Origin of the sequence: Mycolicibacterium iranicum (assembly GCF_014190915.1) — a bacterium.
Lineage (GTDB): Bacteria > Actinomycetota > Actinomycetes > Mycobacteriales > Mycobacteriaceae > Mycobacterium > Mycobacterium iranicum_B.
This window is the reverse complement of record NZ_JACHVU010000001.1, coordinates 460,910-479,081: the sequence shown is the minus strand read 5'-3', so window position 1 is coordinate 479,081 and position 18,172 is coordinate 460,910. Positions and strand designations below refer to the sequence as shown.

Annotated in this window: 20 protein-coding genes; 9 read left to right on the top strand and 11 right to left on the bottom strand. The window is 69.3% G+C overall.

The window, feature by feature from the left end:
* Positions 1 to 157: 157 nt before the first annotated feature.
* Positions 158 to 1,369, top strand: a complete 1,212-nt coding sequence (locus FHR72_RS02180; RefSeq protein WP_183466256.1) for a DUF7373 family lipoprotein — start codon at positions 158 to 160, stop codon at positions 1,367 to 1,369.
* Here the strand turns inward: FHR72_RS02180 and FHR72_RS02175 are convergent, their stop codons facing one another.
* The gene (locus tag FHR72_RS02175; protein WP_183466255.1) at positions 1,370 to 1,909 is read right to left on the bottom strand and encodes a lipoprotein LppJ family protein; all 540 of its coding nucleotides are present in this window, start codon (positions 1,907 to 1,909) and stop codon (positions 1,370 to 1,372) included. It lies immediately after the preceding gene.
* A gap of 7 nt (positions 1,910 to 1,916) precedes the next feature.
* Positions 1,917 to 3,794 (bottom strand): alpha/beta hydrolase, encoded by a 1,878-nt coding sequence (locus tag FHR72_RS02170; RefSeq protein ID WP_183466254.1) that lies wholly within the window; start codon positions 3,792 to 3,794, stop codon positions 1,917 to 1,919.
* An 88-nt stretch (positions 3,795 to 3,882) separates the two neighbouring features.
* On the opposite strand from FHR72_RS02170, the gene FHR72_RS02165 reads away from it, so the two are divergent.
* On the top strand, positions 3,883 to 4,152 hold the full coding sequence (locus FHR72_RS02165; protein WP_183466253.1) for a YdeI/OmpD-associated family protein: 270 nt from the start codon (positions 3,883 to 3,885) through the stop codon (positions 4,150 to 4,152).
* Here the strand turns inward: FHR72_RS02165 and FHR72_RS02160 are convergent.
* On the bottom strand, positions 4,149 to 4,568 hold the full coding sequence (locus tag FHR72_RS02160) for a ChaB family protein (protein ID WP_183466252.1): 420 nt from the start codon (positions 4,566 to 4,568) through the stop codon (positions 4,149 to 4,151). The two genes, FHR72_RS02165 and FHR72_RS02160, sit on opposite strands and share 4 nt — an antisense overlap.
* A 175-nt stretch (positions 4,569 to 4,743) precedes the next feature.
* On the opposite strand from FHR72_RS02160, the gene FHR72_RS02155 reads away from it, so the two are divergent.
* The gene (locus tag FHR72_RS02155; protein WP_183466575.1) at positions 4,744 to 6,351 is read left to right on the top strand and encodes a RecQ family ATP-dependent DNA helicase; all 1,608 of its coding nucleotides are present in this window, start codon (positions 4,744 to 4,746) and stop codon (positions 6,349 to 6,351) included.
* On the opposite strand, the gene FHR72_RS02150 is transcribed toward FHR72_RS02155, so the two are convergent.
* Positions 6,288 to 7,610: an MFS transporter gene (locus FHR72_RS02150; RefSeq protein WP_183466251.1), complete on the bottom strand. Its 1,323-nt coding sequence runs from the start codon at positions 7,608 to 7,610 to the stop codon at positions 6,288 to 6,290. The genes FHR72_RS02155 and FHR72_RS02150 overlap by 64 nt on opposite strands.
* Before the next feature lie 82 nt (positions 7,611 to 7,692).
* Here FHR72_RS02150 and FHR72_RS02145 point away from each other — a divergent pair, with 82 nt between their 5' ends.
* On the top strand, positions 7,693 to 8,655 hold the full coding sequence (locus FHR72_RS02145; protein WP_183466250.1) for a GlxA family transcriptional regulator: 963 nt from the start codon (positions 7,693 to 7,695) through the stop codon (positions 8,653 to 8,655).
* Between the two features lie 207 nt (positions 8,656 to 8,862).
* A complete protein-coding gene (locus tag FHR72_RS02140; protein WP_183466249.1) occupies positions 8,863 to 9,408 on the top strand; it encodes a hypothetical protein in 546 nt (181 codons plus the stop codon).
* A 42-nt stretch (positions 9,409 to 9,450) separates the two neighbouring features.
* On the opposite strand, the gene FHR72_RS02135 is transcribed toward FHR72_RS02140, so the two are convergent.
* Positions 9,451 to 9,663 carry a DUF3072 domain-containing protein gene (locus tag FHR72_RS02135; RefSeq protein WP_183466248.1) on the bottom strand — a complete coding sequence of 71 codons (213 nt, stop codon included), beginning with the start codon at positions 9,661 to 9,663 and terminating at the stop codon, positions 9,451 to 9,453.
* A gap of 132 nt (positions 9,664 to 9,795) precedes the next feature.
* On the opposite strand from FHR72_RS02135, the gene FHR72_RS02130 reads away from it, so the two are divergent.
* Positions 9,796 to 10,296, top strand: coding sequence for a pyridoxamine 5'-phosphate oxidase family protein (locus FHR72_RS02130; RefSeq protein ID WP_183466247.1), 501 nt, complete (start codon positions 9,796 to 9,798; stop codon positions 10,294 to 10,296).
* On the opposite strand, the gene FHR72_RS02125 is transcribed toward FHR72_RS02130, so the two are convergent.
* The 5 genes from FHR72_RS02125 to FHR72_RS02105 form a co-directional block, all read right to left on the bottom strand.
* Entirely contained in the window at positions 10,289 to 11,101 is an 813-nt protein-coding gene (locus FHR72_RS02125; RefSeq protein WP_311736022.1) for an acyl-CoA thioesterase domain-containing protein, read from the bottom strand. The genes FHR72_RS02130 and FHR72_RS02125 overlap by 8 nt on opposite strands.
* 44 nt (positions 11,102 to 11,145) lie before the next feature.
* A complete protein-coding gene (locus tag FHR72_RS02120; protein ID WP_183466245.1) occupies positions 11,146 to 12,723 on the bottom strand; it encodes an FMN-binding glutamate synthase family protein in 1,578 nt (525 codons plus the stop codon).
* Positions 12,724 to 12,959: 236 nt separating this feature from the next.
* Positions 12,960 to 13,292 (bottom strand): GNAT family N-acetyltransferase, encoded by a 333-nt coding sequence (locus tag FHR72_RS02115; protein ID WP_183466244.1) that lies wholly within the window; start codon positions 13,290 to 13,292, stop codon positions 12,960 to 12,962.
* A gap of 7 nt (positions 13,293 to 13,299) precedes the next feature.
* Complete coding sequence (locus FHR72_RS02110; protein WP_183466243.1) at positions 13,300 to 14,265, bottom strand: pirin family protein; 966 nt, start codon at positions 14,263 to 14,265, stop codon at positions 13,300 to 13,302.
* Positions 14,262 to 14,705 (bottom strand): EVE domain-containing protein, encoded by a 444-nt coding sequence (locus FHR72_RS02105; protein ID WP_183466242.1) that lies wholly within the window; start codon positions 14,703 to 14,705, stop codon positions 14,262 to 14,264. The genes FHR72_RS02110 and FHR72_RS02105 overlap by 4 nt, the downstream gene beginning before the upstream one ends.
* Positions 14,706 to 14,787: 82 nt before the next feature.
* Here FHR72_RS02105 and FHR72_RS02100 point away from each other — a divergent pair, with 82 nt between their 5' ends.
* A complete protein-coding gene (locus FHR72_RS02100) occupies positions 14,788 to 15,057 on the top strand; it encodes a DivIVA domain-containing protein (protein ID WP_183466241.1) in 270 nt (89 codons plus the stop codon).
* Positions 15,050 to 16,615 carry an acyl-CoA carboxylase subunit beta gene (locus FHR72_RS02095; RefSeq protein ID WP_183466240.1) on the top strand — a complete coding sequence of 522 codons (1,566 nt, stop codon included), beginning with the start codon at positions 15,050 to 15,052 and terminating at the stop codon, positions 16,613 to 16,615. The genes FHR72_RS02100 and FHR72_RS02095 overlap by 8 nt, the downstream gene beginning before the upstream one ends.
* A gap of 169 nt (positions 16,616 to 16,784) precedes the next feature.
* Here the strand turns inward: FHR72_RS02095 and FHR72_RS02090 are convergent, their stop codons facing one another.
* Positions 16,785 to 17,078: a WhiB family transcriptional regulator gene (locus tag FHR72_RS02090; RefSeq protein ID WP_183466239.1), complete on the bottom strand. Its 294-nt coding sequence runs from the start codon at positions 17,076 to 17,078 to the stop codon at positions 16,785 to 16,787.
* Between the two features lie 346 nt (positions 17,079 to 17,424).
* Here FHR72_RS02090 and FHR72_RS02085 point away from each other — a divergent pair, with 346 nt between their 5' ends.
* Positions 17,425 to 18,165 (top strand): helix-turn-helix domain-containing protein, encoded by a 741-nt coding sequence (locus FHR72_RS02085; RefSeq protein ID WP_183466238.1) that lies wholly within the window; start codon positions 17,425 to 17,427, stop codon positions 18,163 to 18,165.
* The last annotated feature ends 7 nt before the right edge of the window (positions 18,166 to 18,172 follow it).

Below are 18,172 nucleotides of genomic sequence, written 5' to 3'. Positions count from 1 at the left end.
CCCACGCTGTCCACCCCACGCTGGCCACCCCGACGAGGAGATGAGCACCATGACCGCACAGAACACCGAGACCGACAATCCTGTCGCAGAGACCAATTCGTCTCCCGAAGCGGATTTGTGGGCCTTGCTGTGCGGGGTTTCCCGTAAGTTGCCTGCTATGGGGAAGCCGAAGACCGTTGTCCGAACGACAAGCGCCGCCGCCGCACTGGCCTTATTGGTCGCCGGGTGCGGCACGGAAGCGCCCCAGGAATCGGCGGCCTCGTCGCAGACGCCTGCGCCGACGAGCACCGTCGACGTCTCTGCGCTGGACGTCGGCAACTACCCCACCCGGCCGCAGCCACCGCTGGGCACAGCGGGCAGCGAGCAGGCGGGCCGGATCGTCGAGGGCCGCCGGATGGCCGACTTCGTCATCGGCCCTTGGGATGTCGATCCCACACTGATCGAGCCGTACGCCAACACACTGGTCCTCAAGGGGCCCGAGGCCCTCGAGCTCGTGGGGCCCAAGGCGGTGGCCGAGGCCGCCGGACGGCACCCTTTCCTCACCGGCTTCGTCTCGTCCCGGCAGTCCGCCGACAAGACCATCCTGATCAACGGCGTGGTCCGGTACACCGACGACGCGGCTGCGGCTGCGGCGGCCACCGACATGGCCGACAGCGCCCTCGCGGAACCGACGAGCGGCGCGACGCGCACCAGGGTGCCGGTGCCCGGCCACGACGGGACGCTGACATCGGCCTACCCGTTCACCGACCCCACGGTCGGCCGGGAACAGTTCACCGTGCGGTCCTTCACCGCGCGGGGGCCATACGTGCTGATGCAGGTTGCGCAGTCCTACAACGGACTTCCCGCGGCAGTCGGGATGATCGGCAGGGCGCTGGACGCCCAGGCGCCCCTGATCGACCAGTTCACGCCCACGCCGCCGGCCGACCTCGCGGCGCTGCCGCTGGATCCGTCCGGACTGCTCGCCCGCACCCTCCTGGTGCCTGCCGCCGATGCGACGGTGATCCAGAACTGGGCGTGGGGCCCGCGCGGGGCGCTGCACTTCCAGACGGATCCGGCGCAGACGGCGGGTCTGTTCTCCGAAACGGGCACCGATCTGGTGGGCACGGGGAAGACGGCGGTGTATCGGACCGCCGACGGTGCCTCGGCGCAGAAGCTCGCCGACGGACTCGTCAATCAGGTCGCCGCCATGCAGGGCTCACCGACGGACCCGGTCGACGGCCTTCCGGACAGCACCTGCGTTCAGGCCCCGGCATTCGGGTTCTATTGCGTCGCAACAGGTGAGCAGTACGCCATCGAGGCGCAGTCCACACAGAAGCGCGATGCGCACCAGCTGCTCGCCGCGCAGTACGCGCTGCTGGTCTCCGACTGATCAGTCGCCCCGCACCTCGGCGGTGATCTCGACACCCGCGGTGTCGCGGTGGTCGTTCATGTTGCGGCACTCGCCGAAGATCTCGATCCCGCCGCGCTGCGGATAGTTGCCGGGGCCGACGACGGCCCAGACCCCGCCCTTGCGGACGATGTCGCCGGCGGCGTGGTTCCCCGGCGGCGGTCCCGGCGCCCATCCGGGTTGCGCCGCGGCGGTCGATGCGACCGTGGCGCCGAACTCCTGGGCGGTCATGCCCGGCGGCACCACGAACGCGATTTCGATTTTGGTGCGGAAAGGGGGCTCGCCCTGGTCGTTGCACCACTCCCACTGCAGGTTCGCATAGGTGACGTCCAGATTCGCCGCGCGCACAAGCTCTTTGGCCGCGTCGACCACTTGGGCGCGCGAGTCCTCGTCGGAGATCGGAGTCGCTTCGGGCTCGTCGCGGTGGAACGGGAACATCGGGGAGCAACCTCCTGTAGCAGGCACCGCCGTGGCGGCGAGGACGAGTATCGCCGCGGCGCGGCGCCGGGCAACCAAGGTCATCGGTCCCTCATTGCGCTGGTCGATTCCATTCGGGGTCGTAGATCGCGGGTGTGTCGACGCTCAGGTGAGGCAGGGGGACTTCGCCGACGAAGGGCAGGTCGGCATTCTGGGGGGTGGACACGGTGAGCTCGGTGCGGGGCTGTGCCAGCAGACCGAGTTCGTCGAGGCGGCCACCGTTGCCGGTCACGATCTCGGCGACGCTGCGCAGCGATTCGCTGCCCGGCGTGTAGTAGTAGGAGTGATCGGCGGGGTCGATCATGTCGGCACCGGGCACCTCGGCCCGGAAGCGCGTCGCACCGAAGTCCTCGAACGCCGGGTCGGCGCCGAGCCCGGCCGAGGGGCCCATCATGTTGCCGAGGGACTCGTTGAGATCTCCGGGCAGGTCGTTACCCATCTGGCCGAGCCATCCGACCGGATCGGTCGACGCATCGCCGATGTAGACCCGTCCGCCGTCGACGCCGAAGTCGGCTGCGCTCTGCGCGACGTCGGTACCGGGGCTGCCCAGCAGGATGGCGTTGTCGGCCCGCAGGCCGCTGTTGGCGAAGGCGTCTGCGACGGTGGTGGATCCGTAGGAGTGCCCGGCGACCGTGACGTGGTGCGGAAGGTCCGCTGCGTGAGTCACGTGCAGGCCGTTGACATCCCAGGCGAGGGCGTCGCCTCCGGTGCGTGCCAGGCCGGTGGTGGCGATGTTCGGGTCGGTGAAGCTTTCGGGGGTGTTGTAGCCCATCCAGGAGAGGACCGCGGTGGGGTCGCCGGGGTCGACGCGCATCGACTGGTTGTAGAGGTTGATGGCGTCGTTGTGGTTGTCCGACAGCCAGCCGTCCCGCACGCTGGCGCTGGTGCCGGGAACGATGACCGCGGTGTTGGCGGCCCGGTCGGGGTTACCGATCGCGACGGCGGCCCGACCTTTGCCGTCGAAGGCCTGCGGGTCGTAGGCCCACAGCATGGTGGGCCGCCAGTTCTGTTCCGCCCGTTCGGCGGCGGCGATGTCGCTGTAGCGCCGCGGACTTCCGTCCGGCCCGGGGAGTTCGTTCTCGCCGGTCATCTGGTGGAAGAGACCCTCCTGGGTCTTCGTGGCGTTCCGGTAGCGCGTGGCGTCGCTGTCGGACAGGCCGTAGCGCGCGGGGTTGGCCGCGACCTCGCCGGGCGATACCCCGTGGCGTTCGGCGACGTTCTCGACCCTGTCCAGGTCGTCGTCCATGACGGCCACATTGATGGAATCCCTTGCCTGGGCCGGGATCCCGTTGAGATTGCCGAGCATCGGGGGGTGCTCGGCGATCAGTTCGCTGCGCTGTCGGTCGGTGAGCGAATTCCACCATTCGCCGACGTCGGCCGCGGCGGTGTCCGGGGAGGGGATCGGTATCTGCTCACCGCCGACCTCGACCGCGGGATTCGGGATGTCGACTCCGGCCGCCTGGTCGATCGCCGAGGCGGTGTTCTCGTCGAGGTCGGTGAACAGTTGCAGCATCTTCTTCACCGCAGCGCTGAGGCCGTCGGCGATGCTGTCGAGGAACCGGCCGACGATCCACTGCTGGGGGGTGACGGTGCCGTCGTCGGCGACGGCGAAGCCGTAGCGTTCGGTCGTCTCGACCAGGTCGATCAGCGCGTCACGCAGCGCCCCCATCTGCAGGCCGCCGTTGCGCAGTGCGGACTCGAGATGGAGCAGCCGTCGGGCGACGCGGTCCTGGACGCCGATGTCCTTGAGGCCCCGCGTGAGCGCCGCGGAGGCGGCCTCGCCGGTCCAGCGGTCCTGCAGCACCGACAGCATCTCGCGTTCGCCGGCGATGACCGCCTGCAGTTCGGAGTGTTTGCGGTTCATCGCCTCGGCGGCGTCGACGAGCCTGTCGGGCTCCGTGGCCCGCACCGTCGACAGCGACACCGCCATGACCCCTCCTGTCCGCCGCCTCGATCGTGTCACACGAACGGAGCGACACGGGGCAGGAGAAGCCGGGCCCGGGGTTACCCTGACCGGCGTGGGTGGTCAGCGAATACCGGGCGGGGTCGTACACACGCTGCCCGCGGATCTGCGGGCAGCGCTGGCAGGGAACGAGAGTGCGCTCGCAGCGTGGCGAGACATCACGCCGCTGGCACGTAACGAGTTCATCTGCTGGGTCGAGGACGCCAAGCAGGACGCGACGCGCGAGCGACGTATCCGGCGTACTCAGGAGGAACTGGAGGAGGGGATGCGCCGGCCCTGCTGCTGGCCCGGCTGCAAGCACCGGGAGCGCACGGGGAAGGCCTAGCGGCCGCGCCTGCTCACGCGGCGGTTGGCCTTCTTGATGGCCGTGACCAGTTCGTCCTTGGTCATCGTCGACCGACCGGAAATGGCGAGTCGCCGCGCCACGTCGACGAGGTGCTTTTTGGTGGCGTTGGCGTTGACACCCTCGGCACTCTCACCCTTTGGGTTCGGCCCGCCGCTCTCGCTGCGCTCGTCGGACGGCCCCTTCTCATCCTTGGGTTCCCAGTGGTCGCCGACCTTCTCGTAGCTGTGCTTGAGCGCGCTGTAGGCGACGCGGTGGGCACGCTGACCTTCGCCGTACTCGTCGGCGGCCGAGTCGTGCGCCTTGGCGAAGGTGCGCTGGGCTTTCGCGTCGCTCTTCTTCAAGGTGCTCGGCAGTTCGCTCTTCTTCGCGTCACCGGATTTCGTTGTCTTCGGCACCGGGGCCTCCTGTGGTCTAGCGGTCCGCCGCGATGTCGGCGACCGCGCCTATCGACGAATACCCACCGACACGCCGCCGACACGTGTGCGTCCTGACCGCTTTGTGACGAGTGCGCCACGGCCACAGCACAACTGATTAGGGGCCCGCAGCCCGGGTACAGCGCTGCGGGTGACGATGCACCACGATCTCGATGCGACCGCGGAGCGCCTGTTCGGGTGGACCGAGCTCCGGCCGGAACAGCGCGACGCGATGCAGGCCGTCCTCGACCGCCGGGACGTGCTCGCGGTGATGCCGACGGGGTCGGGAAAGTCGGCGATCTACCAGGTCCCCGCGACTCTGATCGACGGCCCGACAGTGGTCGTGTCCCCGCTGATCGCCCTGCAGCAGGACCAGATCGACGCGCTGCGCGACAGCGGGGCCCCCGATGCTGTGGCGATCAACTCGCGTCAGGGTGCTGCGGAGAACGACGACAGCTGGGAAGCGATACGCGCCGGGCGGGCGAAGTACCTGTTCGTCTCGCCGGAGCAGTTGCTGAAGGACGAGTTGGTCACGGAGTTGGCGGGGTTGGGGATCGGGCTCATCGTCGTCGACGAGGCGCATTGCGTATCGGCGTGGGGGCACGACTTCCGCCCGGGATACCTGCGCCTCGCCGACGCGATCGAACGCATCGGGCGCGGCGACGTGCCGGTGGTGGCGCTGACGGCGACCGCGTCACCGATCGTGCGCGGCGACATCGCCGACCACCTGCGGTTGCGCGACCCCCTGATGATCGCCGCAGGGTTCGACAGACCGGAGATCCGGCTGGAAGTGCTGACGTTTCAGGAGGAGCAGCGCAAGCACGCGGCGGTGCTGGACGCGGCGGCCGACCTGCCGGGGCCCGGGCTGGTCTACACCGCCACGCGCAGGGAGGCCGAGGCCTACGCCGCGCAACTGCGGGAGCGCGGGGTCACCGCGGCCGCCTATCACGCCGGTCTGCGCGCGTCCGAGAAGGATGCGGTGCACAGGGGGTTCCACGACGGCGAGTACTCCGTCGTGACAGCGACTTCGGCGTTCGGCATGGGAATCGACAAACCCGATGTGCGCTTCGTCCTCCACGCATCCGTACCGGATTCCCTGGACAGCTACTACCAGCAGATCGGTCGCGCCGGTCGTGACGGTGACCCCGCTGTCGCACGGTTGTTCTTCCGTGCCGAGGACCTCTCGCTGGCGAAGTTCTTCGCGTCAGGGTCTGCCGACGAGAAACTGCTCGGCGCGGTGTTCCGTGCGGTGGGCTCTGCGCCCAAACGGCTCAAGCAGTTGCGCGAGGACCTGGGCGTCCGCGGCCGGGCGCTGACACATTCCGTGAACCTGCTGGAGCAGGCCGCCGCGGTGACCTCGACCGCCCGAGGGTTCGTCGCCGGAGACGGCACTGTCGGCGAGGCTGTCCGGCGCGCGGTCGGTATCGCCGAAGCCGCTGAGCGCGTGGACAAGACGCGCGTGGAGATGCTGCGCGGCTACGCCGACACCACAGACTGCCGGCGCCGGAACCTGCTCGCGTATTTCGGTGAGCATCTCGGAACCCCGTGCGGCAACTGCGACGGCTGCGAGGAGACCGACCAACCCGACACCGGCGATTCCGCCCTTCCGCTGAACACCGCGGTGAACCATCGCGAATGGGGTCACGGCGTGGTGCTCGACGGGGAACCGGACCGCGTCACCGTGCTGTTCGACGAGTACGGCTACCGGACGTTGTCGATGGCCGCGGTCGAGGAGGCCGAGGTGCTGCAGATCGTCGACCGCTGACGGCGCACCGACAGGCACAGCAGCGCGGCGACTGCGCACAGACCCGCCGCGAGGTAGAACGCCAGGTCGTAATCTCCGCGGAGGTCCCGGATCCAGCCGGCGCCTGCGGCAGCTGCGGCGGCGCCCAGTTGGTGTGCGGCGAACACCCACCCGAACACGATGGGGGCCCTGTCCCCGAAGTACACCCGGCACAGCGCGATGGTCGGTGGGACGGTGGCCACCCAGTCCAGCCCGTAGAAGATGATGAACACCCACGTCCCCGGTTCGGCGTGCGGGGAGAGCAGGGCGGGCAGTGCGATCAGGGACAGGCCCCGGCCGGTGTAGTAGACGACGAGAAGGATCCGCGGGTCGACCCGGTCGGTCAGCCACCCGGAGAAGACCGTGCCTGCGACGTCCAGTACGCCCACGACGGCGAGGAGTCCGGCGGCCACCGTCGTCGGCATGCCGTGGTCGTTGGCTGCAGGGATGAAGTGGGTGCCGATCAGACCGTTGGTGGTCATGCCGCAGATCGCGAAGCTGCCCGCCAGTAGCCAGAAGGCCGGCACGCGCGCACCGAGGAGCAGACCGGAGAACGCGGCGGCGAAGCTGCTTCCGGGCGGGCGCGGTGAATCACCGGAGACTGTGGGCGCATCGAGCCCGTAGCGCCCGAGGCCCTTGTCCTGCGGCCAGTTCCGCATGAGGAGCAGTACCGGTGGGACCACTGCCAGTGCCGCGGCTGCAACCACCAGAGACGCCCAGCGCCAGCCGTGGTGGGTGGTGATCGCGGCGACGACCGGCAGGAAGATGAGTTGGCCGGTGGCGCTGGCGGCGGTCAGCACGCCGGTCACGAGGCCCCGGTGTTTCTCGAACCAGCGGGTGGCGATGGTGGCGACGAACCCCATCGAGATGGCGCCCGTGCCCGTACCGACGAACACGCCCCACAGCAGGACGAGCTGCCAGCTCGTCGTCATCGTGACGCTCAACGCGCTGCCCGCGGCGATGAGACCCAGTGCCGCGGTCAGCACCGGGCGGATGCCGAAGCGGTCCATGAGGGCGGCGGCGAACGGGGCCGTCACACCGAACAGGGTCATGTTCACCGACATCGCCAGCCCGACGGTGCCGTGTGACCACCCGAACTCATGGTGCAGGGGGTTCATCATCACGCCGGGCACCGACCGGAAACCGGCGGCACCGAGGAGTGCGACGAAGCTGACGGCCGCGACCACCCACGCCCAGTGCAGACGGACGGCGTTGCGCGGAGAACGTGCGGTCACGGTCACCGCTCGACTATCGCGTGGCGAAGCAGGCCCCGGCCAGTGGCAAGACTGCCGTCATTCGTCAAAAACATGCCATCATGTCGACGTGCCTCCGCATCGCGTCGCCGTGCTGCTCTTGGAGCCGGTCATCGGCTTCGACGCCGCGATCGCGCCGACGCTGTTCGGCGCAGCCACCGATGCCGACGGTTCCCCGCTGTACGACGTCGTGACGTGCGGCCTCACACCAGAACCCGTGCTGTCGAACACGGGATTCGGCATCCTGCCGGCCGCGGGCGCCGAGGCCCTCGCGACCGCCGACACCGTCGTGGTGCCGGGAACGCGGTATCCGCCGGCCCGCCTTCACGGCCGGCTCGAGTCGGACGCCGCAGCGGCGCTGGCCACCATCGCGCCCTCGGCACGCGTCGTCTCCATCTGCACGGGCGCCTTCGTCCTCGCCGCGGCCGGCCTGCTGGACGGCAGACCGGCGACCACCCACTGGCAGCACGCCGCGGCGCTGCGGGCGCTGCACCCGGAGGTGCATGTGGACGCGAACGTGTTGTTCGTCGACGACGGCGACGTGCTGACCTCGGCCGGGTTGGCGGCCGGGATCGATCTGTGTCTGCACATCATCCGGAGTGACCACGGAACGCAGGTGGCCAACGCCGTCGCACGGTACTGCGTCGTGCCGCCGTGGCGCGAAGGAGGCCAGGCGCAGTTCATCGAGAGTCACGTTCCCGCAGACGATTTCGCTTCGACGGCGAGCACCCGCGCATGGGCCGTCGCGAATCTGGCAGAACCGCTCACCATCCGGCAGCTCGCCGGTCACGCCGGGATGAGTTCGCGCACCTTCATCCGCAGGTTCCGCGAGGAGACGGGACAACCCCCGGGGGAGTGGGTGCGTCATCGCCGGGTCGACCGCGCCCGGGAACTCCTCGAGGGGCGCGATCTCAGCGTCGACGAGGTGGCCCGGTTGTCCGGCCTGGGGTCCGCCGGGAATTTGCGGCATCACCTCCGGCGCGGGCTGGGGATGTCCCCGACGAGCTACCGCCGGGTGTTCGCCGGCGGCTGAGGTGCTTCAGCGGACGGCGGCGCGGCCCCGGATACGGCCGAGCACGGTGAGGGAGAGCAGCGTGGTGGCCGACCGCTGACGCCGGCGTGACGATCGCGGCGGCCCCGCGTGGTCGACGGCGCGACGGGGTACGTGCCGGTCATGCGTATAGCGGATTCAGCCACTCTGTCAGCAGGGTCGCGCGCGGTCAGAGCCACCGTCGCCGCCGTGATCGGGCAGGTCGAGACCACGCCCACAGAAGACACCGCCACGTTCGACGCGGTCCTGACCATCGACTCCGATGCTGAGGTGCCCGGCGGGGTTCCCATCCTGGAACCCGGCGCGCACCACCGCGCCGTGGTGCAGACGGGTCCCGGCCGGCCGGGCAACGAACCGCGCTGGCTGCACATCAAGCTCCCGGATGCCCACGGTTCGGGCAGAGACCAGGACTTCCTGCTGGCCTCCTCGGGCGACGGCGCGCCCATGCACCATGCCGTGCTCCCCGCCGACCCGGTGGCGAGCCTGTATTCGTCGCTGTGGCTCTACCTGGCGGGTCTGCAACCGATCCTGTTCGGCGTCAGGACGCCCGTCGCAGGACCCGATGTCCGCTTCGGCACCGGCGACGAGCTCAGCTTCGAGATCAGCCCGCCCGTCGGGCGGTTCCGCCACGTAGGAACCCTGTCCCTCCGGGACACGTCCGAGGCGTCGGTGAGGTTCTCCGGAGGCAACAGCGGGGGCGGTATCAGGCCGCTGCCCCCCGTGAACTTCTACTGACGCACCACGGTCGATTGCCCGAGCCCGCAATGCCTTCCGTGGTCACTGACCGCGGCCGGTCTTGCCCTGCAGGTCGTCGATCATCTCGGAGGCCTGTGCCTTGGTCGCGTCGTCGGGTACCTCGACGCCGGCCTCCTGGGCGAGCGTCTGCAAGTAGCTGCGCTGCGCGCCGGTCATCGGCTCGTCTCCGGTGACCCAGTCCGACGGGTCCTTCTCAGCGTTCTCCTGCGGTGCCTGTGTCGTGTTGTCGCTCATGGCGTTCGGATGCCCATCGCAAATGTGTTCGAAACCTGGTCTGGCGGCGGAACCAGTCTCCGGGGCACCGCCTGGCGCCGGCAGCCCGCACCGCCGTCACACGAAGAACCGCGACCTGTAAGTATCGACGGCGTGGGCAGAAACGAACGCGCCAAGATCGTCATGTCGGACGGCGAGATCGCCGAATTCATCGAACGCAGCCGCACGGCCACCATGGCCACCGTGCTACCGAGCGGCCGGCCGCATCTGGTGGCGATGTGGTACGCGGTACTCGACGGCGAGATCTGGTTCGAAACCAAGGCGAAGTCGCAGAAGGCCGTCAACCTGCGCCGCGACCCGACGATTACCGTGATGATCGAGGACGGGTTGTCCTACGACACTTTGCGCGGGGTCTCGATCGACGGTCAGGCCGAGATCGTCGACGACCCCGACACCAACCTGCGGGTGGGCATCAGTGTGTGGGAGCGCTACACCGGCCCGTACACCGACGACATGCGCCCGTTCGTGGATCAGATGATGAACAACCGCATTTGTGTTCGCGTGGTGCCGTCGCGCCTGCGCAGCTGGGACCACCGCAAACTCGGCATGCAGGGCATGCCGGTCTCGGGCAGCACCGCCCAGTACCTCAGCTGAGCGACGCCCGGGGCGGGCTGAAGCCCGGGTTCGCCAGCGCGGTCGCGGTGGCGGTGCCGATCGGCCCGACGTGGTCCAGCACGACCGCGGTCCCGGTAGCGAGGCCGGCATCGCTGTGATGGGTCAGCGCCGCGAGTCCCAGGTACGGACCCTCGGGCAGACGGCTCAGGGTCAGCGTGTAGTCGGCATTGATGTAGGGCAGCCCGTCGGCGCCGAAGTGTGTCAGTGAACTGGCCATGTCCCCGGCCATGGCGGCCCGGGCGAACGCGGTTAGTTCGACCCCGCCCACCAACGGCATCACATCGCGGGTCCAGATGTACTTCGGCCCGTCGTACGCCCATGCCCCCAGGCCGAGGCTCGGGGTCGGTCCGTTCTTTCCGTAGGTCCACACCAGTGTGGCGGTGTCGTCGGAGACGGTGTCCGGCATCGGCGGAACCGCCGGCATCGAGATGTCGGTGGTCCACCGTTCCCCGGCGGGTTGCTCGCCGCGGCGCAGGAACAGCGCCGAGGCACGAGCGACCACGGTGCCGGATTGCGTCATCGTGGCGTCGACCAGCTTGAGGCGGCGTCCCTCCCGGGCAACCGTCGTCTCGACCTGGACGGGATGAGCCAGCGCGGCGGGCCGGAACAGATCGACGGTCAGCCGTGCGGGCTGCATCTCGGTCTCGGCCGCATCGCGTTCGACGACATGGCCGAGCAGACCGCCGACATAGTTGCCGCTGATCGTCTGACCCCAGGGCCCGCGGGCCCAGTCGGTGGGGACGAACCCGCCGTCGACGGCGTCGAAGAAAGCACGGCTGCTCACCGCGGCGAGGATAGCCGAGCCCCGGGGCATGGTTCGTGGCGTGGTCAGCCCGCGGCCGACGGCGACACGGGCGCCGAGCCGCCCTGATGGTCCTGTGCGGTCATCACCTCGATGACGCGGGCCTGATCCGCCGCCGAGGGAAGACCCCACCCGGGTGCGTACCCGTAGGCCTCGTGCAGCGGGGTCACCCCGGTTCTGCCGTCGATGATGTCCACCGATTCGGTCGAGATGAGGCCGGGGTGCTCGACACCGCACGCCTCGGCGACCTTGACCAGGTCGCGGCGCAGGGTCCTGATGTAGTTCGCCGCCCGCGGGGCTTTCGCCTCCGGCACCAAACCCCGTGCCAGCCAGGCATTCTGGGTGGCGACACCGGTCGGGCAGGTGTCGGTGTGGCACTTCTGGGCCTGGATGCACCCGATCGCCAGCATCGCCTCCCGCGCGACGTTGACCATGTCGCAGCCCAGCGCGAACGCGACCACCGCGTTGTCCGGGAGGCCGAGTTTGCCGCCGCCGATGAACGTGACCTGCTCGTGCAGATCCTGTTCGGCGAAGAGCCGGTAGACCTGCGCGAAGCCGAGCTGAAAAGGCAGCGACACACTGTCGGTGAAGATCAGAGGCGCAGCGCCGGTGCCCCCCTCGCCGCCGTCGATGGTGACGAAGTCGACCCCGCGACCGGTGTCCCGCATCAGACGGGTGAGCTCGCGCCAGAACTCCAGATCGCCGACGGCGGCCTTGATCCCGACGGGCAGTCCGGTCTCCGCCGCGATCAGCTCCACCCAGTCCAGCAGACTGTCGGTGTCGGAGAACTCGGCGTGCCGCGACGGGCTGACGCAGTCCCGGCCCTCGTCGATACCGCGGGCGGCGGCGATCTCGGCGGAGACCTTCGCCGCGGGAAGCAGTCCGCCCAGACTGGGCTTGGCGCCCTGGCTGAGCTTGATCTCGATGGCGCGCACCGGATCACGGGCAACCACCTCGCTGAGCTTGGGCAGGCTGAAGCGTCCGTCGGCATCGCGGCAGCCGAAGTATGCGGTGCCGATCTGGAAGATCAGCTCGCCGCCCTGCCGGTGGAACCGGGAGATGCCGCCCTCGCCGGTGTTGTGCAGGCACCCGGCCAGGGCGGCTCCGCGGTTCAGCGCCTCGACGGCATTCCCCGACAGGGAGCCGTAGCTCATCGCGGAGATGTTGACCACCGAGGCGGGCCGAAACGCCGAGCGTCGTTGCCGGGCCGCTCCGAGCACCTTCGCGCAGGGAACCGCGACGTCGCGCGCGGCGGTCGGCGCCGACGCGGGCACCGTGCGCCCGAAGGTCCGGTGCTTGATCACCGGATAGCCCGAGGTGTGCTCGATGTCGTTGTCGGTGCCGAACCCGAAGTAGTTGTTCTCCCTCTTCGCCGAGGCGTACACCCACCGGCGCTGATCGCGGGTGAACGGCCGCTCCTCGTCGTTGGCGGCGACGATGTACTGGCGCAGCTCGGGCCCGACCGCCTCCAGGGCGTAGCGGGCATGGCCGAGCACGGGGAAGTTGCGCAGCAGCGCGTGCTTGCGCTGGAACAGGTCGCGGGCGGCCACCGCCGCGAGGGTCGAGGCGGCGGCCGCGGCGAGCGCGGGAAGGGTCCTACTCATATCGGCGGGGTGCCCGGCTTCGGCACCCCGAAACGGCCCCCGCCTGGTGGAGTGCACGGAATTCCCGCAGCCGACATGGCCGGTTCACGTCTGCGCCGGCCGCCCCGGCCGACGGAACCGAGCGCCGCTCACTGTGTCGGCTCCAGCGTCACAGTGCCTGTGCAGCAACCGGTTCGGCGCACATCGAGTTACCTCGGTCGAGGTTGGGCCGCGTGCCCGCCCGCCGGGTTCCGACGTCAGCGATGAGCGAGCGCCCGCTTCATCTCGGTGGTGAGCGGATCGACGACGTCGCGGTATTCGGGGTGCTTCTCGATGTACCCGGCCACCATCTCGCACACGGCGACGATCCGCAGACCGGCGGCGCGCGTGGTGTCCAGGGCCTCGCCGACGAGGATGGTCGCAAGACCGCGGCCACCGAACTCCTCGTCGATCTCGGTGTGGGGGAACACCCGGTGCTCACCCACGTCGAGGAACTCGGCGAAGCCGACCTTCGTGCCGTCGACAGCGATGCTGAACCTGTCCTGCTCGGCGGTGACCTCGGTGGGCGCGCCGGTCTTGTCGGTGGTCATGCCTCTTCTATACCCCCGGATTCGGCCGCGGTCGCAGGGTGGCATGGGGCATCGCCGGTGCCGGCAACCGGTCGATCGCGCCGCGATAGCCCGAGACCTGGCCGAACCGCTCGTCGTGGTCCTGCCATTGCTGCCGGTAGCGAACGATCTCGTCGTGGGTGCGACCGACGAAGTTCCACCACATGACCAGTTGCTCGGCGAAGGGGACCCCGCCCAGCAGGATGACCCGGGCCGGGTCACTGCCGCGGTTGGCCAGCGGCAACCGACCGTGGCCGGCGCTCTGGAACGCGAGTTCGGCGGCCCCGACGTCGGAACCGCAGGCGTGGATGTTCCCGAGGTCGACGAGGACTCCATGCTCGAAGGTGTCGTCGACCTCCAGCGTGACCTCGGCGCCGGGGGCGAGGTCCAGCTGCGCCCCGAGCAGCGGGGTGAAGGTGTGCACCGGTGAACGGTCTGCCCCCAATTCGCCGAGGAACACCCGGGTGGTGACGCCGTCGACCGTGCGGGGAGCCGGCGCGTAGTGGGCGAAGTCGCGGTCGGTGTCGCGGGCGGAGTCCGGCAGCGCGACCCACAGCTGGACGCCGTGCAGCACGGTGGTCTCCGAGGTGGACACCTCGGAGTGACAGATGCCCGCGCCGGCGGTCATGAGATTCAGCTCGCCGGGCCGCACCACCGCATGGACGCCGGCACTGTCCCGGTGTTCGACCTCGCCGCTGAACAGCCAGCTGACCGTCTGCAGGCCGGTATGCGGGTGCGGAGGCACATCCATTCCCGTTGTCCCCCGCACGTCGTGGGGACCGTAGTGGTCGGCGAAGCACCACGCGCCGATCAGCGAGCGCTGCCGCTGCGGCAGTGTCCGTCGCACCCGCATCGCCCGAGGGCCTCCCAGCGGCACGTCGCGGGGGTGCAGAACCGTTGCGAAACCGGAAGCGGCACAGTCGACTTCAGGCGGGTCGGGTTCGGTGTTGCTCACGTGTCCACAGTAGCCTCGGTGGCCACCTGCTGGAGCATGGCCGAACGGATCACGTCGAGGTCCCGGTCGTCGATACGGAACACGCCGAATCTGAACTTGTACCCCCATCGGGCCTTGTCCTCGACGAAGCCGAGGTCGTCGAGCAGTGGCCGGATCGGTGCCTCGACGCACTCCAGGAAGTCGACGTTGCGGCGCCAGGGCTGGAAATCGGTCTTGAGCTCAACCTGGTAGGGCTCATCGTCGGCCACCTGGCCGATCGCCGTGAACGCCTGCAGCGGTTCGCCATCGGGGTGGGCCGTCCTCGGTGAGTAGAAGACGATCCAGTCACCCTTGGCCATCTTGCGCAGCATGTGGGGCTTCCCGTGATTGGCCTGCGTGAAGCGGCCCCGTACGCCGCGCTCGACGTGGTCCCGGCTGACGGTGTTGATCCAGTTGGTCATGACCGCACGCTATGCCGGGGACCCGACAATCCACAGGAGTCGACGGCCGGCCTGTGGATAAGTCGACCACTAGTCTGACGCCATGAGCAACGGCGCCGTCACGGCCGAGTATCTCCGCAGTGTCACGTTCGAGAAGCCGCCTCTGGGCAAGCGGGGATACAACGAGAAGGCGGTGGCCGACTTCGTGGCGCTGTGCGCGCGGCGGCTGGAGGGGCGTGGGCATCTCACGGCCGACGACGTCCGCAACGTCCGCTTCAACAAGCCGCCGTTCGGCCGACGCGGTTATCACGAAGATCAGGTCGACTCGCTGCTCGACGAGATCGCCGCGGCCATCGACGAACTCGATGACTGACGAGCACCCCCTGCGCGCCGATCTGGCCGAGCTGCGCCGCCGTCGCGCGCTGACCGAGGACGCCGCCCGGCCGGACGCCGTCGAGCGGCGACACGGCGCCGGTGGTCGGACGGCACGGGAGAACGTCGAGGATCTCGTCGATCCCGGCTCGTTCGTCGAATACGGGAGATTCGCTGTGGCGCCCCAGCGGATGCGCCGTAGCGTCGAGGACCTGATCGCGCGCACCCCTGCCGACGGGCTGATCGCGGGCACAGCCCGGATCAACGGCGACGTCTTCGACGACAAGCACGCCGCCTGTGCCGTGCTGTCCTACGACTACACCGTGCTCGCCGGGACGCAGGGCGGCCTCGGTCATCGCAAGAAGGACCGGCTGTTCGAGCTCATCGAGCGCATGCGGTTGCCGACCGTGTTCTTCGCCGAAGGGGGCGGCGGTAGACCCGGGGACACGGACTTCCCGGGCGTCTCCATGCTCGACACACGGGCATTCGCCCTGTGGGCCAGGCTGTCTGGCGTGGTCCCGCGGGTCGCCGTGGTCAAGGGGCGCTGCTTTGCAGGCAACGCCGTCATCGCCGGCGCTTCCGATCTCATCGTGGCCACCCGCGACGCGTCGCTGGGTATGGGCGGGCCGGCGATGATCGCCGGCGGCGGTCTCGGTGAGGTGGCGCCGGACGCCGTCGGACCGATGAGCACGCAGGAACCCAACGGCAACGTCGACGTGGTCGTCTCCGACGAAGCCGACGCAGTCGCTGCCGTGAAGAAGATCGTCGGCTACTTCCAGGGGTCCACCCCGTCGTGGGAGGCGCCGGACCAGACAGCGCTGCGCACTGCTGTTCCCGAACGGGCGCGACGGGCGTATGACGTCGCGCCGGTGATCGAGACGCTCGCGGACGTGGACTCGGTGACCTTCCTGCGACCGCGCTTCGCCCGCGAGATGGTGACGGCGCTGGCGCGCATTGAGGGTCGGGCGGTCGGTGTGATCGCCAACGACACGCGATTCACCGCGGGCGCGATCACGGCCGCAGCGTCAGATAAGGCGGCGCGGTTCCTGCAACTCTGCGATGCGTTCGGTCTCCCCGTCGTCTCGCTGATCGACTGCCCGGGATACATGGTCGGTCCCGCCGCCGAGGCGGAGTCGCTGGTGCGCCGCGCATCGCGGATGTTGGTGGCCGGCGCAGCGCTTCGTGTCCCGATGGTGGCGGTGATCCTGCGGCGCGGTTACGGCTTGGGCGCGCAAGCGATGGCCGGCGGGAGCCTGCACGAACCGCTGTTGACCGTCGCCTGGCCGGGCGCGCATCTGGGCCCGATGGGCCTGGAGGGCGCGGTGCGGCTGGGTATGCGCAAGGAGCTCGAGGCGATCCCGGATGAGCAGGACCGCGAGGAGCGTGTCCGGGTGGCGACAGCCGCCGCGCAGGACAACGCCGCAGCGCTGAACGCGGCCATGTTGTTCGAGATCGACGACGTGATCGACCCGGCTGAGACTCGAGCGGTCGTTGCGGCGACTTTTGCCGCCACGAAAAAACCGGCTCCCATGGGGAGCCGGTTCATCGACACGTGGTAGTGCGGGGACGGTGCCGCCTGCGCCTCTCGGCGAGTGGTCGCTCGCAGCGACTGGTGTGATGGGGCCCGGGGCATGCCCGGCACCGTCGAAATCTGTAACCATGCCGACGGACGAACTATTCCGGTGCGCGTCCGCCGCCGACCCCTCGTTCTCGGCGGCGGACCAAAGGTCATGCGATGTCGGCGTAGTAGACCCGGCGCTGCCCGACGGGGTAGCCGTTCTGTTCTGCCAGTGACTTGAGCTGGCGTAGGGCGAATGTGCGGCCGCGTCCGGCTTCGGGAACATAGATGCCTGCCCACAGCCCCTCGGCGCGCGGCGATTCGTAGGCCTCTCGTGCGCACAACCACCGTCGCGGGCATGAGCGGCAGATCAGTTTCGCCTCGTCGTCGGCCGTCGTCGTCCAGCGTTCGGGATCGCGTGTGCACTCACCGACCGGCGTCTCGTCCCACGACTTCGCGTTCATCCGTGTGCTCCTTCGTCTTCGGGCGGCTCGTTCACCGCGATAATCCGAACCGTAGCCCACAAACCGTAGCGTTGCAACAGTCATTGCTTCAGTCCGAGCACACGGGGTGACCATGAGCGCAGCAGTTGCGCCGCGTCTGGGACGCTGAACTGCGAAGCAGGCCCGCTACGGTTTCGGCGGACCGCAGCGAAAAACATGGACGTAACTCCGTTGCATTGTTACGGTATAGACCAGAGAAATGATGTAGTTTTGACGTACTGCAGCGCGCACACCGCCGCCGCAGCGAGCACTACATAGCTCGGTACGATGAGCGCGCCGTGGCACACCGCACAAGGGAATCCGGTAGATGACAAACGCTGAGCCGGTCGACGAGTCGACCGGCGCGCCGGACCCCGGCATGGTGCGTGCCGGGGCCGCCGCGGCAGCGCGCCGCCGGGAGCTCGACATCAGCCAGCGGAGCCTGGCGGCCGAGGGCGTCATCAACGCCGGCGCCCTGATCGCCTTCGAGAAGGGCCGCTCCTGGCCGCGCGAGCGGACGAGGGCCCGGCTGGAAGAGATCCTGCAGTGGCCGCCGGGGACCATCGCCCGACTGCGCCAGGGCGAGCAGGTGCAGCCGTCCGCCCCGCCGCCGCAGGCACCGGTCTCGACGAGCAGTGACGAGGCGTCGCTGATCGCCCAGGCGGTGATCACCGCCGTAGGGGCTTTCGGATCGACCGTGGCGGCGCTCCCGCCCGACGACGACGACGCGTTCCTTCCACGGGTGACAGCGATCCTGTCCGATCTGCGTCAACTCGAGGCGGTGGCGTCCCGGGCCGCCCGCATCGGCCGGGTGACACCGCCGCTGATCAAGGCGTTGAGCACCGTTCGCGGCCTCTACGACGACCTGATGGTCCGGGCGGCGAAGACACCCCACGCCACCCTCGGGCACCGCCTGTACGCGGCGCGGCGGGGCGCCAACCTGACGGTCTTCGAGACCGCACAGGCCGCGGGCGTTTCGGAGCAGACAATCCAGCAGGTGGAGGCCGGGGAGCCGGTGTCGGCAGCCGACAGCGACGCCATCGAGACTCTGGTCCGCCAGATCGCGTGAGGACGCG

Coding starts and splice junctions, on each gene's coding strand:
- FHR72_RS02115 (WP_183466244.1), bottom strand. CDS start 13,292: ATGACCACCGACAAGACCGGCGCGCCCACCGAGGTCACCGCCGAGCAG.
- FHR72_RS02175 (WP_183466255.1), bottom strand. CDS start 1,909: ATGACCTTGGTTGCCCGGCGCCGCGCCGCGGCGATACTCGTCCTCGCC.
- FHR72_RS02100 (WP_183466241.1), top strand. CDS start 14,788: ATGAGCAACGGCGCCGTCACGGCCGAGTATCTCCGCAGTGTCACGTTC.
- FHR72_RS02180 (WP_183466256.1), top strand. CDS start 158: ATGGGGAAGCCGAAGACCGTTGTCCGAACGACAAGCGCCGCCGCCGCA.
- FHR72_RS02095 (WP_183466240.1), top strand. CDS start 15,050: ATGACTGACGAGCACCCCCTGCGCGCCGATCTGGCCGAGCTGCGCCGC.
- FHR72_RS02170 (WP_183466254.1), bottom strand. CDS start 3,794: ATGGCGGTGTCGCTGTCGACGGTGCGGGCCACGGAGCCCGACAGGCTC.
- FHR72_RS02105 (WP_183466242.1), bottom strand. CDS start 14,705: ATGACCAACTGGATCAACACCGTCAGCCGGGACCACGTCGAGCGCGGC.
- FHR72_RS02090 (WP_183466239.1), bottom strand. CDS start 17,078: ATGAACGCGAAGTCGTGGGACGAGACGCCGGTCGGTGAGTGCACACGC.
- FHR72_RS02085 (WP_183466238.1), top strand. CDS start 17,425: ATGACAAACGCTGAGCCGGTCGACGAGTCGACCGGCGCGCCGGACCCC.
- FHR72_RS02155 (WP_183466575.1), top strand. CDS start 4,744: ATGCACCACGATCTCGATGCGACCGCGGAGCGCCTGTTCGGGTGGACC.
- FHR72_RS02135 (WP_183466248.1), bottom strand. CDS start 9,663: ATGAGCGACAACACGACACAGGCACCGCAGGAGAACGCTGAGAAGGAC.
- FHR72_RS02120 (WP_183466245.1), bottom strand. CDS start 12,723: ATGAGTAGGACCCTTCCCGCGCTCGCCGCGGCCGCCGCCTCGACCCTC.